Annotated in this window: 18 protein-coding genes; 7 read left to right on the top strand and 11 right to left on the bottom strand. The window is 41.8% G+C overall.

Features of this window, described 5'->3' with window-relative positions:
- Positions 1 to 8 precede the first annotated feature (8 nt).
- Together A0128_RS16310 and A0128_RS16305 are read right to left on the bottom strand one after the other, a co-directional pair.
- On the bottom strand, positions 9 to 833 hold the full coding sequence (locus tag A0128_RS16310; protein WP_069608475.1) for a sterol desaturase family protein: 825 nt from the start codon (positions 831 to 833) through the stop codon (positions 9 to 11).
- A 175-nt stretch (positions 834 to 1008) separates the two neighbouring features.
- Entirely contained in the window at positions 1009 to 1557 is a 549-nt protein-coding gene (locus A0128_RS16305; RefSeq protein WP_245667165.1) for a class I SAM-dependent methyltransferase, read from the bottom strand.
- A 94-nt stretch (positions 1558 to 1651) separates the two neighbouring features.
- Between A0128_RS16305 and A0128_RS16300 the strand changes: the two genes are divergently transcribed.
- The 3 genes from A0128_RS16300 to A0128_RS16290 are packed head-to-tail and all read left to right on the top strand — an operon-like array spanning position 1652 to position 3825.
- Positions 1652 to 2332 carry an ArsR/SmtB family transcription factor gene (locus A0128_RS16300; RefSeq protein WP_069608473.1) on the top strand — a complete coding sequence of 227 codons (681 nt, stop codon included), beginning with the start codon at positions 1652 to 1654 and terminating at the stop codon, positions 2330 to 2332.
- 1 nt (position 2333) lies between these two features.
- On the top strand, positions 2334 to 3464 hold the full coding sequence (locus A0128_RS16295) for an NAD(P)/FAD-dependent oxidoreductase (protein WP_069608472.1): 1131 nt from the start codon (positions 2334 to 2336) through the stop codon (positions 3462 to 3464).
- Positions 3465 to 3504: 40 nt separating this feature from the next.
- Positions 3505 to 3825, top strand: coding sequence for a DsrE family protein (locus A0128_RS16290; RefSeq protein WP_069608471.1), 321 nt, complete (start codon positions 3505 to 3507; stop codon positions 3823 to 3825).
- A gap of 51 nt (positions 3826 to 3876) precedes the next feature.
- Here A0128_RS16290 and A0128_RS16285 read toward each other — a convergent pair whose 3' ends face one another.
- Entirely contained in the window at positions 3877 to 4947 is a 1071-nt protein-coding gene (locus A0128_RS16285) for an Lsa36 family surface (lipo)protein (protein WP_156781865.1), read from the bottom strand.
- Between the two features lie 328 nt (positions 4948 to 5275).
- On the bottom strand, positions 5276 to 6043 hold the full coding sequence (locus A0128_RS16280) for a beta-ketoacyl-ACP reductase (RefSeq protein ID WP_069609353.1): 768 nt from the start codon (positions 6041 to 6043) through the stop codon (positions 5276 to 5278).
- A 160-nt stretch (positions 6044 to 6203) separates the two neighbouring features.
- Between A0128_RS16280 and A0128_RS16275 the strand changes: the two genes are divergently transcribed.
- The 4 genes from A0128_RS16275 (at position 6204) to A0128_RS16260 (ending at position 9010) form a co-directional block, all read left to right on the top strand.
- Positions 6204 to 6911 (top strand): alpha/beta hydrolase, encoded by a 708-nt coding sequence (locus A0128_RS16275; protein ID WP_069608470.1) that lies wholly within the window; start codon positions 6204 to 6206, stop codon positions 6909 to 6911.
- Positions 6908 to 7585, top strand: a complete 678-nt coding sequence (locus A0128_RS16270; protein ID WP_069608469.1) for a hypothetical protein — start codon at positions 6908 to 6910, stop codon at positions 7583 to 7585. The genes A0128_RS16275 and A0128_RS16270 overlap by 4 nt, the downstream gene beginning before the upstream one ends.
- 157 nt (positions 7586 to 7742) lie before the next feature.
- Positions 7743 to 8171, top strand: a complete 429-nt coding sequence (locus tag A0128_RS16265) for an FxLYD domain-containing protein (RefSeq protein WP_069608468.1) — start codon at positions 7743 to 7745, stop codon at positions 8169 to 8171.
- A 29-nt stretch (positions 8172 to 8200) separates the two neighbouring features.
- Positions 8201 to 9010: a prohibitin family protein gene (locus tag A0128_RS16260; RefSeq protein WP_069608467.1), complete on the top strand. Its 810-nt coding sequence runs from the start codon at positions 8201 to 8203 to the stop codon at positions 9008 to 9010.
- A gap of 39 nt (positions 9011 to 9049) precedes the next feature.
- On the opposite strand, the gene A0128_RS16255 is transcribed toward A0128_RS16260, so the two are convergent.
- The 7 genes from A0128_RS16255 to A0128_RS16225 all read right to left on the bottom strand — a co-directional run bounded on the left by A0128_RS16255 (position 9050) and on the right by A0128_RS16225 (position 14826).
- Positions 9050 to 9559 carry a DUF1564 domain-containing protein gene (locus A0128_RS16255; RefSeq protein ID WP_069608466.1) on the bottom strand — a complete coding sequence of 170 codons (510 nt, stop codon included), beginning with the start codon at positions 9557 to 9559 and terminating at the stop codon, positions 9050 to 9052.
- 91 nt (positions 9560 to 9650) lie between these two features.
- A complete protein-coding gene (locus A0128_RS16250; protein WP_069608465.1) occupies positions 9651 to 11879 on the bottom strand; it encodes a WGR domain-containing protein in 2229 nt (742 codons plus the stop codon).
- A gap of 143 nt (positions 11880 to 12022) precedes the next feature.
- Positions 12023 to 12736 carry a phosphate signaling complex PhoU family protein gene (locus A0128_RS16245; protein WP_069608464.1) on the bottom strand — a complete coding sequence of 238 codons (714 nt, stop codon included), beginning with the start codon at positions 12734 to 12736 and terminating at the stop codon, positions 12023 to 12025.
- A 109-nt stretch (positions 12737 to 12845) separates the two neighbouring features.
- Complete coding sequence (locus A0128_RS16240) at positions 12846 to 13280, bottom strand: PRC-barrel domain-containing protein (RefSeq protein ID WP_069608463.1); 435 nt, start codon at positions 13278 to 13280, stop codon at positions 12846 to 12848.
- Complete coding sequence (locus A0128_RS16235; RefSeq protein ID WP_069608462.1) at positions 13264 to 13713, bottom strand: hypothetical protein; 450 nt, start codon at positions 13711 to 13713, stop codon at positions 13264 to 13266. The genes A0128_RS16240 and A0128_RS16235 overlap by 17 nt, the downstream gene beginning before the upstream one ends.
- A 50-nt stretch (positions 13714 to 13763) precedes the next feature.
- Positions 13764 to 14186, bottom strand: a complete 423-nt coding sequence (locus A0128_RS16230) for an MAPEG family protein (RefSeq protein WP_069609352.1) — start codon at positions 14184 to 14186, stop codon at positions 13764 to 13766.
- 85 nt (positions 14187 to 14271) lie between these two features.
- The gene (locus A0128_RS16225; protein ID WP_069608461.1) at positions 14272 to 14826 is read right to left on the bottom strand and encodes a hypothetical protein; all 555 of its coding nucleotides are present in this window, start codon (positions 14824 to 14826) and stop codon (positions 14272 to 14274) included.
- Positions 14827 to 15151: the final 325 nt, after the last annotated feature.

Raw genomic sequence — 15151 nt, 5'->3', positions numbered from 1 at the left:
ACAAAAACTTAATTGGATCCTGTCTCAACTTCTTGAGAAAGATTTATCGGTTTTCGTTCGGTTATATTCTTAAATGTTTGTTCGTATTCCGGATGAACGGTTCCGAACATCTCATCCCAAATCGTAGAATAGAGTCCGAAGTTATATCGAAAGTATTGGTGATGCATATCGTGATTCGTATTCGTATTGATATACTTTAGAATTCGATTGGATAGGATCCAGCTTGGGAACATTTCATAACCGCTATGACCCAATACGTTTCTGATGATCTGGAATGTCATAAAGATCACGAGCGCAAGCGTGTGGACCGGAAATAGGGAGACCACGATCGGCATGATCATTGCGTGAACGAGCGCTTCCCAAGGGCTAAAAGAATACGCCGTCCAAGGAGAAGGTGTCGTAGAGTCGTGGTGAACTTTGTGGAAGGTTTTGAAAAAAAGTCGCGTATGCATCAAACGATGAGTCCAGTAAAAGTAAAAGTCCTGGATCAACAGAATGAGAAATACGCTTAAGAGAAGATAACCCCAACCATAGTCTTCGATTCTATCGTAGAACTTAAAAAATCCGTATTCTTTCAGAACCAAGACGATCAAGGTTACGCTTGTATAGACTACGACCGAAGAGACGGAGTATAAAAACTCTTTTCTAAACTGGGAAGGTTTTGCGTTTTTAGTCTGAATCTTTCTGTGTTGAAAGGGATGTTTCCAGATATAAAGTCCCGTAAAAGCGAGTCCGGCGAATACGAAGTATCTGAGAAAATCGATCAGAAAGATTTTCGGCGCGTGAGGGATTAGCGCCGATACGGTTTGAAGAAAGTGGCATTGTTCGTTCATGGTTCATCCTTAAGTCCGGTGTTTGGTTCGAACTTACGAACGATTAGAACCTATTTTCCGATTCTCCTCTTATCGAATCCGGCAAAAGGCTGATCAAAGCCGGATTCGATCAGCCTTTTCCGCGCTTTTTGTTTTTGCTGAATGCAGGAAAGAATCAGCATTCGGATTGCTAATTTTATTTCCGCGCGAGGAAGCCATAGTGATAAGGGGGAAGGTCGATCGGTTGAGCCGTTTCGATTTGGAATTGCGTCTCTTTGGCTCGGTTATAAATCTCTTCCGGTCTGGGACGAATTTCCATTTTGGGACCGCGAGGAGTTTTCGGATCGTAGTTCCAATGAACGAGTCCGGCATAACCTCCCGGTTTTAGAATTCGGTGCGCTTCTTTCAAAATTGCGATCGGATCTTCGTGGTGCAAAAGATTGAAGATCATAACATAATCCACGGAATCCGGTGTGAGAGAAGTTCCGTCCGCAATGATGTCCTTTTCGATCGGAACGATATGATCCAAACCTTCCCGTTTTGCTTTTTCTTGAAGCTCTTGGACTAAGTCGTTTTCAATCTCAAAGGCAAGGATTCGATTCTTATGATTTTTTGCCAATGGGAGCGTAAACGTTCCGTAGCCGGATCCGAATTCTACGATCGTTCCGATTTCTTTTAACAAATTCATTCTTTCTAAGATTAAGGGCACGTTAAAAAGAGTGTCCCAATATTCTGCTTCCGGCATACCGCTGTCTCTTACTTTCATGGTTCGAATTTAAAAAATAGGATTGACAGAGTCAATCAAATATTCAAATATATGTTTGAATATTTGAGGAAGTATGAAAAATCAAAAATCGGGTCGCGAATTTAAGAATTTTATCTATGCCGTTCTGGCAAAATACGGGAAGGCGATTTCGGACCCAAAACGAATCGAATTGTTGGATCTTTTGCTTCAAGCCGAGAAGAACGTCGATCTTTTATCCAGGGAAATCGGAATGAGCGTGGCCGCGACCTCGCATCACCTTCAAATCTTAAAAGAAGCGCGCCTCGTAACGGATCGTAAGGACGGGAGAAATATTTTTTATCGTATCGAATCTGCGGGAATTTCGATCTTCGAGAGTCTTGCCTCGACGGGAGAAGAATATAGCGCGGAAATCAGAGTGGCAATGGATTCTTTTTTTGATTCCGAAGAAGAATTAAACGAACTCGAATATAAGGATTTTTTAAAACGAGTTTTTTCGAAAGATATCATACTTCTCGATGTGCGTCCCGAAAACGAATACAATTCCGGACACGTTCCCGGATCGATTTCTATTCCTTTGAGCGAACTCAAATCAAAAATGGACACGCTTCCAAAACGTAAGAAGATCGTGGCCTACTGTCGAGGTAAGTATTGTGTTCTTTCCAAAGAAGCGGTGGAAATTCTAAGGGCGAAGGGTTTGCATGCGTATCGAATTCCGCAGGGTCCGCTCGATTTCAAAAATCACGGTATTGAATTGATAAAAGAAGGAGAGAATTAGGATGAAACGAGTCGTAATCATTGGCGCCGGAATCGGCGGAATTGTTGTCGCGAGGGAATTGAGAAAAAAGAATCGGAATGTCGAAATCATTATGATTGATCGTTCTGAAATTCATACGTTTTCTCCTTCTCTTCTTTGGGCATTGGTGGGTAAAAGAAAACCGAACGATTTTCAAAAAAAGATACGATCAAAAGGAGTTAATCTGATCGTCGATTCCGTTTTGAGCATAGATTGGAATCAAAAAATCGTAAATACGATTTCAAACGAACTGTCCTATGATTATCTCGTGCTATCGCCCGGTGCGGATTTGAATCCTGAAAAGATTTCAGGGTTTTCAGACGGTGCATTCAATTTGTATTCCGTAGACGGAGTTATGAAAGCAAAAGAAAAACTTTTCGCTTCTTCATCCGGAAACGTAACTATCCTAATCTCTTCGCTTCCTTTCAAATGCCCCGCCGCTCCATACGAGGCCGCATTGTTGATCGATTCGTTTTTTAAAGAGAGAAAAATACAACCAAAGATTACGATTGTAACTCCCGAAGAGATGCCCATGTCGGCGGGTGGACCGGAAGCCGGAATTCAGGTCGTTGAACTTCTAAAACAAAAGGGAATTTCTTTTCAGAATAAAAGAGCAGTTACAAAAATCGATTCAGAGCGAAAGGAATTGATTTTTTCCAACGAGGAAAAGATCGTTTTCGATCTCTTAATCGGTATTCCCGCTCATTCGCCTCCGATGTTTTTGAAGGATTCACCGATTGTAACGGAAACAGGTTGGGTAAAAGTGGATCCGGTAACTCTAAACACTTCACTTCCAAACGTGTATGCGATCGGAGACGTTACTACAATTGCGCTTCCTTCCGGTAAACCGCTTCCGAAAGCGGGAGTCTTTGCTCATGCTCAAGCCGAAATTGTTGCGTCCAGAATTGCGGATGAAATATCACTTCGAACTCCTAAGGATATGTTTCGTGGAGAAGGAGGCTGTTTCTTGGAAGTGGGCGCCCGGAAGGCTGGGTTTGCTACCGGAAGATTTTATTCTAAAGACGGCCCGGGTGTTTCTATTCGTCGTCCTTCTCGATTCTGGCATTTCGCAAAGGTTCTTTTTGAAAAGTGGTGGCTTTGGCGATGGGTATAAGTCGTAGAAAATTGTTAAACCGAAGAAAGGAAAATCAAAGATGAAATTAGGAATTATCATTTATACCTCACAACCGGAAACCGTTTACAACGCTTTCCGAATCGGGAACTTTGCTTTGAAAAAAGGAGATTCCGTAAAAGTTTTTCTTTTGGGTGAAGGTGTCGAATCGTTACGACTCGATTCTTCCGAATTTAAAATCAAAGATCAGATCTCGTTTTTTCAGGACGGGAGCGGAGACATTCTCGCGTGTGGAACTTGTTTGGATTTAAGACACACAAAAGGGGAGGATTTTTGCAAGTATTCCAACCTCGCCGATCTTTACGAAATCATTTCCGAAAGCGATAAACTATTGAGTTTTTAAAAATAGATTCAATTTTTATAATGTTTATGAAAACGTAGTTTTTAAGGATTCTTAAAAATGAATAAAAACTCCCAAGCTGACCGACTCTGAATTCTTATTTTTTAAATATTCTATAATTACGCTCGCGTCTTTCCAGTTGAATTCCATCCCGATCGTTCCATACCAATTGGAATGATTTACAAAAAGATTTCGCTTTAGATCCAGATAGACGAGGGTCGGATTGGTCGTGAAATCGTCTTTGTTTGCGAGAGCTGAAAGAGCGAAATTTCTTTCCACTTGGATTCCCACACTTCCTTGATTGAACATCCCGCCGAGGCCTCCGTAGAAGGAAAAAAATCCGATCGTCTTTGCATAACGAAAATCGAATGTAGCCGAATAGATATTTGAATTGTATGTGAGATCGTTGATCCCGATCCATTTTCGAGGTTGTCCCGAGAGACGAATGTTTGTCGGTTTTCGATCGTAAGAATGTAGGCTGATCGTCTGGATTGATTGAAAGATTCCGAAGCCTAAGGAGAGTCCGTCTTTGCCGATTCCATCGGAAGAGTTTGCGGATGAATAAAAAGGAAAGTATCTTACGTTAAAACCGGTGTTTGCTACTTTTCCGTGAAGGTCCGTCTTCCTCAATTTTAAAAACGGAACGTTTTGTTCCGAGAGTTCGTAGGGAAAATAGTGGAAGTGAATGTTCCATTTCGAGAGTTGCGGACTCGGTCCTTCGAAGAGACTTCCTAAGTTGAAACCGAAGTTGACCGAAGGAGAGGCGGCCATTCCTTGTTTGGGGAGTTCCCGCAATTCCGAGTTTTCGAAGAAGTAATTTCTCGGACTCAAATTGGTCCTTGCGATAGAATAACCAGCACCGATTCTTCTTTTGGTAAAAATCGTTCCTCCTAACATGGAAGAGTTGATATTTTGCAATACGGCGGCTTCTCCCATAGAAAGTAGGAACTCCTTTGTATAAACCGCGTCTAACGCAGGATCGATGAGGTTGCTTCCGATGACGACTTCCGCAGGGAGAGACGCGCATTCGGTTCCTACGCAGGCGGCTTCCGAAAAAAGGGAATCGCCGAAGAGTAAGGAGACAAAGAAGAATATCTTGAAGCAGGTGAATTTTCGGATTTTCAAGGTTCTTTTCAAAAAGTTGTTCTTCCTACATTACCAGTGATAGATCGCTTCTTTATTTTTCCTATAAACAATTTGAAACAATTCTGAAAATTAGAATTCTATTTTATAAGGAAGCGAGTTCTCTTGTTACGACAAAGTTTCTTTTTTAAAAAGAGCTTGCACCCGGACTTAAATACGTCCCTGTTAAACTTTTCGGTGAGTTATCGCTTTCGATTTATGAAATGAAAAGAAAGAAAAGCGACTTGGAAAAAAAGAAAAATACATGCAGAATTTTGAATTTTGCAGAAGCCATTCTTAAAAGGCCCCTGCAAAATTCAAAGAGGACAAATTACATTCCGATAGCGGCGCCGCCGTCTACTCTTAAATAGGTGCCGGTGATATAATTGGATTGATCGCTTAAGAAGAATTTTACTGCGTTCGCGATCTCTTGTTGTGTTCCTGGTCTTCTCAGCGGAATGAACATAGGATCGGTTAATTTTTTCTTCACTTCTTCCGGAAGGGCGGCGGTCATGTCGGTCTGAACGTATCCCGGACAAACTGCGTTCACAAGAACGTTTCTTCCGGAAAATTCTCTCGCTGAAACTTTCGTGAGAGCGATAACTCCCGCTTTCGAAGCGGAGTAGTTTGCTTGTCCCGGTTGTCCCGTAAGACCGGAAACCGAAGAGATGTTTACGATTCTTCCGGACTCGGCTTTGAGAAGAAGTTTGGAAGCCGATTTTGTCATGAGGAAAACACCTTTTAGGTTCACATCCATAACGAAGTCGAATTCTTGCTCGGTCATTCTCATGAGAAGATTGTCTTTGAGAACTCCCGCGTTGTTTACAAGAAAATCCAACTTACCAAATTTTTCTTTGATTCCTGCGATCACAGCGTCGCAGTCTTCGGGCTTTGTTACGTTGCACGGAATTCCTAAGGTTTTCACACCGAATTCTTTCGCGATCTCTGCTGCGGCTTGTTCAATATGTTCTTTGTTGAGGTCGCATACTACTATGTCCCCTCCCTCATTAGCGATAGTATTTGCGATCGCTCTTCCGAGCCCGCGTGGAGACGCCGCTCCGGTAACGAGTGCTATTTTTCCTTCGAATTGTTTAGACATGATTTCCCTCGTGTCGAGATACTGATTGGCTTTCCATTTCCGTGAGAGAAATAGAATTGCCAAGTAAAAACTTTCTCTCGAATTTCCTTTGCCTTTCTAAAACGAAAATATATATTCGTTAGATGAACATTCTTTCATTTTGAATTTGGAGAATCAAAACATGCAATCTTCATACAATCGTCCTTTAGAATCGATCGGTCCTATCGAAGCCGTTTATCTGCCAGGAAATCCCGAGGCATACACGGTGATTCTTTTTCACGGATACGGAGCGAACGCTTACGATCTTTCTCCCCTCAGCGCGTATCTCGATCTTCCGGAAGGAACCAATTGGCTTTTTCCAAACGGGATTTTAGAAATTCCTGTGATGCCGGGTTACAACGGAAGGGCTTGGTTTCCGATCGATATGGAAGCGTTGCAGAGGGCGATGACTACGGGAGGATATAGAGATTTTTCGGATCGTTATCCGGCGGGACTGGAGAGCGCGCGCGAAAAAGCGCTCGAGATGATTTCCAGTCTGGGACTTTCTTTGGACAAAGTGATCCTGGGGGGATTCAGTCAAGGTGCGATGCTCGCCACCGACATCGCGCTTCATTCTGAAATCAATCCTGCCGGGCTTCTTATCTTATCCGGAACTCTTATTAGTGAAACGGATTGGAAACGTTTGGCGGAGAAGAAGAAGGATTACAAATTTTTTCAGAGTCATGGAAGAATGGATCCCGTTCTCGGTTATCCCGCCGCGAAAAAATTAGAACAACTTTTGATCGGTGCGGGATGGAAAGGGGAAATGATCGCTTTTCCGGGTGGACATGAAATTCCCGAGGTCGTACTTAAGGGAATAAACCTGTATCTCAGGAACATCACCGGATGACAGCAACGCTCGTAGAAAAATACATCGCCCTCAAAAACAAGTATCGAAATTACGATACGAAAGAGGCGCTCAAACGGATGCAGGCTTTTCGGATCGCCCTCAAGGAATTGCAGGAGAAAGGTTTTCATACGGGAGTCGAAATTCTTGGCTCGATCAATTTTGGAATCGTGGAAACGGCATCCGATATCGATTGTATTCTTCTTCATTTTTGTGATCTTCACAAAGAAGTGGAATGCCCCGAGTATTGCCCTAACTTTCTCTATGAAACCGAAGAGATCAAAACCTCTCTTCGCAAACGTCTGAACGATGAAAATCTGAAAGTCGAGTTTTTGGATTGTATCAATCTAAGAATGGTTGAAAAAGCCATGGAAAAGAAAGAGAATCTACAAGGCAGTGATCTTCTCAAAAGACTTATGTTTTATAGAACGATCGGAAGACCGGTCAATCGTCCTCTTTTCATTCCTTATTGCGAAAAGCTGGAAGAGAATGAAGAATTTATACAGGACATTTTAGACTGGGGTTCCGAAGCCTTGGAAGATTACATTCGTACTTCGAGACACCGCTTTTCGTTTAACAAATACAACGAAAGAATCGAAGGCGCCGGTCTCGCCTTGCCTCCCGGTCTAAAAGAAGAATTGAAAAGTTATCTGGATCAGGTTCCTGAAAATAGTTGAAAAGGAACTTCAACTTGGGCCTAACCTTTGTAACTTATATTCGGAATCTTTCTCTTTTGGCGTCGTACATTCAAAAAATAGCAAAAATATTGGACAGTGTTTAGAAAGCGATTTCCGTTTTTTGAAATGAGTGATACGCTTTTAGATCGAGTATTCTATGACTGAAAAAAAAATCAAAGCCGTGTTGTTCCGCGAAGCTCTTTCTTCAAAACAAGGAAGAATTTGGTCCAAGCTGATTCCTCTCTTGTTTTTCTTCCTTATCTTCCCAGCTCTAATGATCGGAAACAAAGTTCCGAATGGAGAATTGACGATCGATGGGAAATACAAATATTACAATGTAGGTTTGCAAGATCAGTTTACGTTCTTAGAGATCAACGGACAGATTGAAAACCTTTCCGGGAAGGATCACACGGAAGCTTTTTTTACGATGAACTTCTATGATAAGGACGACGTTCTTCTGGAATCTTGTCAATTTGCGGTGCAGGGACTTCCTTTTGGTCACAAAAGGGATTTTTACGCGAGCGCAAAATACGTGGATCCGAAGTTGATAAAACGTTTTACCATCGAATTTGACGGTATCAATTAATATAAAAAAAGGAATATAAGAGATTACTTATGAATAGGAAAAAATTCTTTCTCAGTGTTCTCCTGGTTTTGACTCTGAATTGCGGTTCCACGGTTCATCCCGGACAGATAGGATTGTTCTGGAAACCGTTCGGACTTACGGAAGTCGGTCTTAGTAAGGATCCGGTCTTAAACGGGTTTTACTGGTTATTACCTTGGAATGATATTTATACGTATTCGATGCAATGGGATTCTCATAAAGAGAAGGTGGACGTGCTTACAAACGACGATTTGAAAATCGACGTTCAGGCCGTCATCATTCTTCGCCCGATTCGGGAAGAGATCTTTCAGCTCCACGTAGAGGTCGGTCCCGAATATTATAGAAGTATTGTGCAGCCCGAGTTTCGCGCGTCGATCCGGAATATAGTTTCGCATCACCAGATGATTCAGATTTCAAAAAACAGCGCGGTTCTTGCGAGAGATATCAAGACGGCCGTGATCGAAAGAACCAGGGGAAAACATATCGAAGTTTTCGACGTGATCCTGGATGATATAGAATATTCTCCAAATATGTTGCACGCGATCGAAGCAAAGTTGACGAAACAACAAGAGTTGGAACAGCAAAAATACGAACTCGAAATCGCAGAGAAGAACATCGAAATTGCGAAGAAGAGGGCGAAAGCCGATGCGGAAGCGCAGATGATTCGCGCGGAAGGTCAGGCTAAATCGCAGGCGATCATCAATGAGAAGTTGACTACGAGATATCTTCAGTATAAAGCTTTTGATAATCCGAATTCTAAGATGATTTTTATTCCTCTCGATAAGAGCAATTTACCGATCGTAGTTAGTCCGAAAGAATAATTTTTTTTTGAGGTCCTGATCCGTTTTGGGAAGATTCTTTTAAGAATCGGTAAAAAGCGGGTCGGGATCGAACTCTATTCTTCGAATGATCCTTTTTCCGAGCAGGTCGAGGTGCCAGATATAGCTGTACGAGTTATGGAACGGTGGACATCCTACGTTCAAGGCCTCATCGATAGAATCTCCCACTCCGGAGTCATCCAGCCAAAGAAGGTAGTTCACCATAAAACAACGAGACACTCCGTGGGTCGCAGAAAGAACTCCGAGGAGGATCCAGGCCTCGGATTCAATTCTTAAATTCACGCGCACCAACCTTCCTTGATCTCCCTGATAAAGAGTCTTTCCGGCTCTCGGATTGATTCTTCTCTTGGATAACATAAACTTTTGATATCTTTTCAGGAGCGGAAGAATTTTTCCCGGGAGTTCTTTCCTCTCTTTACCGGACAAAGAATTCAGATAACGTTCCGGAAATAGGATGGTCTCGACTTCTTTTTTGGCTTCAAATAAGACGGATTGAATTTTTCTGTTTGTGTATAGATGAATTGTTCCCATACTCCAAACGGTTCCTCGCCAACGAACCGTAAGGCGGAAAAAAAAATATAACTCAGGGAATTAAATTTTCCTCATTCCCTTTTACTCGTGATCAATGAGCGACGAGAGAATGAAACTCCGGATCATCCCGAAAATTATCAAAGTCTCTGTCTTTAAAATCGCTCTTCGGTTTTCCAAGAGCCAAAGCGATCTGAGTATAACGAAGCGTATTGGATTTATTTTTTTCCAAAGAATTCAAACAAGCGAGATTGAAAGCGAGACGACTGTCCTTGATCTCGAGAGGAAGCAAATTCTCCACCAAAGAAAGAAATTTCCCACCGCCGTATTTGGCGATAAAGACGATGATGTCTCCGGCAAAGTATTCGGTCGTGTTGTACATCTTCCCGGAATCGTTCCCCTTCACTACGGACTTACGATTGATTCCGAGAGTAGGATAAATTTCATGATAACAGTTGAGAACCCAACCCGCGAGTTCCGGTTTGTTTTCCTTTAAAAAACGATTCAGAGCGATGGAACTGATCTGCATTCCTAAATCGCTCAATCTTTCTTTTTCCTCTTCTTTGGTGACTTTTTCTCTGTATTCTAAGATACGATTGAATTCTCTCTGATACCTTTCTTGATTCTCGTGAAAGTTTTTGTCGAGACGTTCGATGGATTGTTCCATCGTGCTCTTCCAAGTTCCGGCGTAGTCTTCCATGACGTCGCCGACGATATCGTCCAGAAGTTCCTGTTCTTTTTCCGAGATTTCCTTTTCTTTCTTAGGTTTTTTGTCCTTTGGAAAATATTCATCGAAGAATTTTTTCTCGATTCCTTTCTGAGAATGATAAGCGACATCCGCGTCTTCGTCGTGATAATGCGAATAGGCAAAATAAATCCCTTCTTCCTCTTTCGGGATTTTTTTGAATTCATTACCGTTTGCGATCGAGATAAAATTTTCGATCGAAAGAAACGCGAGAATATCTCGAACGGAATTGTAATCGTCTCCTAGAATTTCCACGATCTCATCCCCGGAAATTTGCGAAGATTCATGATTTTCTAATATAAAATCGTAGAAGGAAGTGAAATTCAAAATGTAATCGATGACGTTCGCACCTTCCGACATCGCTTCATCGTAGTCGCTTCCCGCGTGCCAATCAAAACCGAGATAAACGACTTCACCAGCGTCGTCCCAATAAGAATCAAAAACGAGAATCTTTTCTTTTACGGCGCCTTCTTTTCCAAGACTTTTTACCCATTTCAAAATCGTTCTGTGAATTTTGAATGCGAAAGAATGCCAGTCGAATTCTAAAATACGTTTTGCGACGTCGGAATCGTTCTCGGAAATCTGAACCGCCTTGTGAGCCATAAATTCTTGAAATTTTCTGGAAACGATCGGAGTTCCGTCCAAACTCAATTCTTCTTCCGAATCGACTTCAATGTCTCGAACCCAGCGGCAAATTTCTCTGAGTAAGAATCCGCCCATTCCGTAACGAACCGTAGGCGGTTCCAAATCACAACTTCCGTGATCCACGCAAGAGATCGCCGGTTCTCCGTATTTGTTTTTGATAAACGGATGATATACGAGCCAGTTCTGGCTATCGTCAAAGGCGCCTAACGATTGTACGTCGGAGAAATCTTTTCCTACGATTTCCAGCGGAGAGATCCACCAACTTTCGCCTTCTTCTAAGATTTCTTCTTCCCAACCGTAGTCGCTTTCTACGTTTGCGGGTCGATCGGGAGAATCCGTATTTGTAGAAATACCTCGGATTGCAAAGGTCGGATAATCGTCTTCGTCGTGTTTGATTTCGATTCCGTTAAAGATACAAGCAAACTTTGCCATGGAATTCGGAACCGAAGTATGAATTTTTCCAAGAAACGGCTTTTGCCAGCAAAGATGCACCGGAGTTTCGTCGTCGTAAGACCAAGGCAAGGTAAGAATCAATTGATCTTCTTCGATTTTTACGTCCGTGATTTGGGAAAGAATTTGATCCAGGAGTGATTTGCATTCTTCCGTTTCCAACAAAAACTGAAAGTGATTCCTAAGCGCTTCTTTCCGATCGGGAGATTCTAAGATTTGATTCCAGCTCTGTAAATAATTAGGATCGCCGGAAAAAATTTTGTATTGTGGAATCTGATCGGATTCTTGAAATCCTTGTTTTGTTTTTTCTTCAACGAGTCTTTCGAATTCTTTGCTGCATTCGTCTCTCTTTTCGAAGTTGAGAATTCTTCGTTTTCCAAGTGAACCCGTTTTTCCGAAGGAAAGAAGGATAGAATATCCGGAGAGCTCGATTTGCCAAAATGTTTCGATCCCGTTCTGAGTATGAGTGAAGTGTTTTCTCATGATAAAACCAAATTCTTAGATTTAAAAATTACGCGTTCATAGTATAACTCATCGCAGAGATATTTACCTATCACGTTATATTCTGAAATGAACAGAATTATACATCCAGAGACAACTAATTAGAGTTAGGTGTGAAAGAAATCTCAGCTTGTCTTTGCGATTGCTTGAACCGGATCCGAAACGTGTCGAATATCCATTCCCGTATTCAAACGGACCAATTCTTCCGCGATGTTGACCGCATAGTCTCCCGTTCTTTCCAAACAAAGGATGAGACGATACACATCGGCAAATTGATTTTTATCCAATCTTGGATCCATTACGAATTTTAAGAATGCGGATTGACAGAGATTGTTGATCTCTTCTTCGACCGAATGAACGCTTCCATAGAAACGATTTTTTTCTTCGACCAAAGATTCCACGGCCATACCCACGATGGTAATGACTCTGGATAAAAGTTTGTTTAGAATTTCCTCGTCACAGAAAAACCGTTTCGGAATCAGACCTCTTCGAAAACACTTCGCGCAGTTTACGATCTGATCTCCCATTCTTTCTAAGTTTCGAGTAATCCGAATCGCGGAAAGTGCAAAGCGGAGAGGATCTCTTTTTAGAATGACTTCTCCGTCGACTTGATCCATTCCCATGGAATTTCGATTGGCGACGGCTTCTAAGATCGCGTTCTGAGAAAGGTTGTCGTTTTGTTTTTCGAGGTTGTCGATGAGATCGTCTCGGTCGATTAGCTTTCTTGCAAGTTCGGAATCGTCGGTTTCCAAAGCGTCGTCGAGAATGAGTACTTGTTCGAGACAGAGCTCCGCCATACTGTAGAGATTTTTGCGGAGGAAGTCAAACTTGGAAGTCATAGAATTTATTAAGACCTGTAGATTTGATAACAAGGTTCCGAATTAAATTTATCGCGGAAAGTGGACAAAAGTTCAGGTACTCAGAATCCTTCTTAAAAACCGGTTTTGGTCAAGAAGATTTTCTTTTGAGTAAGATCTTGTCTCCGATTTCCTGAACCTTAGACGCGGGGATCTTTTTTCTTTCCTTGGAAAGAGGATTGAGGGAGGTCTTGACGAGTAGGAATTCTAACTTTCCGTTTTTGGAAATCACTTCTTCGACCACGCCTTCTTCGGAGCCGTCGCTGTTTAGAACCTTTAGGCCTTTGTATTTTTCAAAAGGAATCGTATTCAGAAGAATTGCGTCCACTCCTAAAGTGCGAACAAAGTCGATTCCCACAAAAAGATCGGGTTTCATAAAACCCTGATCGATTGTGATTCCTGTGATTCTTTTTTCCACACGATCGATATGAAGTTTGACCACGACCCCGAGAATCTGGCCTTCCGGATCCAGCGCTTCCTTTCCGAGAATATCATCGGAAGTGATTATGTTACTTTCGTTTGGCATAATCTTTCTTTAATAAGACATTCTTAATAGAGGTTTCGATGTCTTCGGGATAAAATTCGATTTTAGGGGAGAATGGAAATTTTCGAACCCAAAAACGAACCAACTTGGAAGTTCCCGGCGCGACTTGAATCGAGACTACGGATCCAAGAAGTCTCGCGTTTTTGTCATATACTCTTTTGCCGAGGAGGTTACTCGGAGGATCGATCTTTAAAAGGATTCTTTCTTTGGAATCGGACTTGAGATATTCTTTCGAAAAGTAAATTTTTCGAAAACCTTTGAGGACGAGGATGCCCGAAAGATTTCCAGAAAGAATTCGAACGTCGATCAATCTTCCGGAGTTCTCTCCGGATTTGGAGAGAACGTTTCGTCCCAGGCAGGCCCAAAAACTTTTCGAGTCTTTGAGTTCTTTTTCTTTGTCCGCAAATAGAATCATCTGATTCCAGAATTCAGGAGAATTCTAAAGAATCCAATTCTTTTTGTTTTTTAGACAATTCCCGATTTGTGAAGAATCTGCCAGATTAAACAGATAAAACTTCCATACTGAACCACGAATCCCGTAAAGCGAACGTTCACCGCGATATCGGAACCGGAGCTGAGATGGGCGGCGGTTTGTATCAATCTCGCTCCTAAGATGATTTGGCTTACCATTGCGAACGTAGAATCTAAGACTCCGACGAAAGCTCCGATCAAAACCAAGGTTGCAAAGATCGGAAGATTTTCTACGCAGTTAACGTGCGCTCTGTTGAGTCTCCAATAGAAATTGCTTCCGTGTTGGATTCCGGAAGGAAACTCGTTTGATTTCTTTTCTCCCTTTAGGACCTTAAACGTGCGAATGCTGATCACTCCGATTCCCAGAAGGATCGTCCAAGCCGTAAAACCTATTAACGCGATGATTGCCGGATTCATTTGTTCTCCACTCTTTGTTTTTTCGGAGAATGGAATCAATCTTCCTTTGGATGGCAAGTCGGATTTTCACATTTGAAAGTTCTTCTCATTGTTTGGAGATCAGATTCAAAATCTCTTCCTTACGATCGATGGATTCGAGGCTTCCCACCGTGGTCCACTCAAACATTGCAGGTCGGGAAGAACGATGTAAGAATATGATAAAATCTTGATTTTCTTCGTTTAGATTCTGGGGAGAATTGTAAGAAAGATAGATGGGAGAAACAGAAAGTCCGGTTCCATAGTAAAGAATATGGAGTTCGAGAGAATTTATAAAATTCGCCGGAAGTACCGAGATTGATTTTTGATCCCAGCTTCCCTTTAAAACCTCTTGAATTCGGTAATGGCCGATTCTTCTTTCAAAATCGGGAACTTTTTTTATCAGTTTTTCTTGAATTCCAAGTTCTTTTAGAAGTTTGGAATGAATCTTAATTTTTGTAACGGAAAAGGACGGATTTTCCGCGCGGACCAAAAAGATATAAGGGGAACTTCGGACCAACTCTTCCAGAGAAATTGTTTGGTAATGAACTTGGCTCATACAAAGAAACGGAATCCAAATAAAAATTAAAAGTGAGGAAACGACTGCGCTCTTAGAAAGATTCATAGAAAAATTTCCGACTTGTTAAATTCGATTTTAAAACATTAGAAGGCTTTGCAAAGAAAATAACGAGAGCCAAACTGTGAAAAGATAAGAAGTTTCATTTTTTTATTCTTAAATACGGTTTGAATCTTTTCCAAAAGTGCTTTTGATCGTGAAGGTTTCCACTTTTTCAGAACCTTCTATAATTCACTGTTCCAGCGGCGTGGAAAGAAAGTTTGCGGATCCGGGTTTGAAAATTAGAAAGTATTCTTATTCGAACGCGGTTGTGAATCCGGGCCTGCCTTATGTATTCCCTCTAAATCCTTCCATTTCTATAAAAAAAGGAACA

The organism is Leptospira tipperaryensis (genome assembly GCF_001729245.1).
GTDB classification, from domain to species: Bacteria; Spirochaetota; Leptospiria; order Leptospirales; family Leptospiraceae; genus Leptospira; species Leptospira tipperaryensis.
The sequence above is the reverse complement of the archived record's forward strand: the minus strand, read 5'-3'. Positions and strand labels throughout refer to the sequence as shown.

Bases quoted from the DNA above. Each gene is read 5' to 3' on its own strand.
- A0128_RS16300 (WP_069608473.1), top strand. From the start codon at position 1,652: ATGAAAAATCAAAAATCGGGTCGCGAATTTAAGAATTTTATCTATGCC.
- A0128_RS16230 (WP_069609352.1), bottom strand. From the start codon at position 14,186: ATGAATCCGGCAATCATCGCGTTAATAGGTTTTACGGCTTGGACGATC.
- A0128_RS16255 (WP_069608466.1), bottom strand. From the start codon at position 9,559: ATGGGAACAATTCATCTATACACAAACAGAAAAATTCAATCCGTCTTA.
- A0128_RS16235 (WP_069608462.1), bottom strand. From the start codon at position 13,713: ATGATTCTATTTGCGGACAAAGAAAAAGAACTCAAAGACTCGAAAAGT.
- A0128_RS16245 (WP_069608464.1), bottom strand. From the start codon at position 12,736: ATGACTTCCAAGTTTGACTTCCTCCGCAAAAATCTCTACAGTATGGCG.
- A0128_RS16290 (WP_069608471.1), top strand. From the start codon at position 3,505: ATGAAATTAGGAATTATCATTTATACCTCACAACCGGAAACCGTTTAC.
- A0128_RS16250 (WP_069608465.1), bottom strand. From the start codon at position 11,879: ATGAGAAAACACTTCACTCATACTCAGAACGGGATCGAAACATTTTGG.
- A0128_RS16270 (WP_069608469.1), top strand. From the start codon at position 6,908: ATGACAGCAACGCTCGTAGAAAAATACATCGCCCTCAAAAACAAGTAT.
- A0128_RS16275 (WP_069608470.1), top strand. From the start codon at position 6,204: ATGCAATCTTCATACAATCGTCCTTTAGAATCGATCGGTCCTATCGAA.
- A0128_RS16280 (WP_069609353.1), bottom strand. From the start codon at position 6,043: ATGTCTAAACAATTCGAAGGAAAAATAGCACTCGTTACCGGAGCGGCG.
- A0128_RS16240 (WP_069608463.1), bottom strand. From the start codon at position 13,280: ATGCCAAACGAAAGTAACATAATCACTTCCGATGATATTCTCGGAAAG.
- A0128_RS16310 (WP_069608475.1), bottom strand. From the start codon at position 833: ATGAACGAACAATGCCACTTTCTTCAAACCGTATCGGCGCTAATCCCT.
- A0128_RS16260 (WP_069608467.1), top strand. From the start codon at position 8,201: ATGAATAGGAAAAAATTCTTTCTCAGTGTTCTCCTGGTTTTGACTCTG.
- A0128_RS16295 (WP_069608472.1), top strand. From the start codon at position 2,334: ATGAAACGAGTCGTAATCATTGGCGCCGGAATCGGCGGAATTGTTGTC.
- A0128_RS16305 (WP_245667165.1), bottom strand. From the start codon at position 1,557: ATGCCGGAAGCAGAATATTGGGACACTCTTTTTAACGTGCCCTTAATC.
- A0128_RS16225 (WP_069608461.1), bottom strand. From the start codon at position 14,826: ATGAATCTTTCTAAGAGCGCAGTCGTTTCCTCACTTTTAATTTTTATT.
- A0128_RS16265 (WP_069608468.1), top strand. From the start codon at position 7,743: ATGACTGAAAAAAAAATCAAAGCCGTGTTGTTCCGCGAAGCTCTTTCT.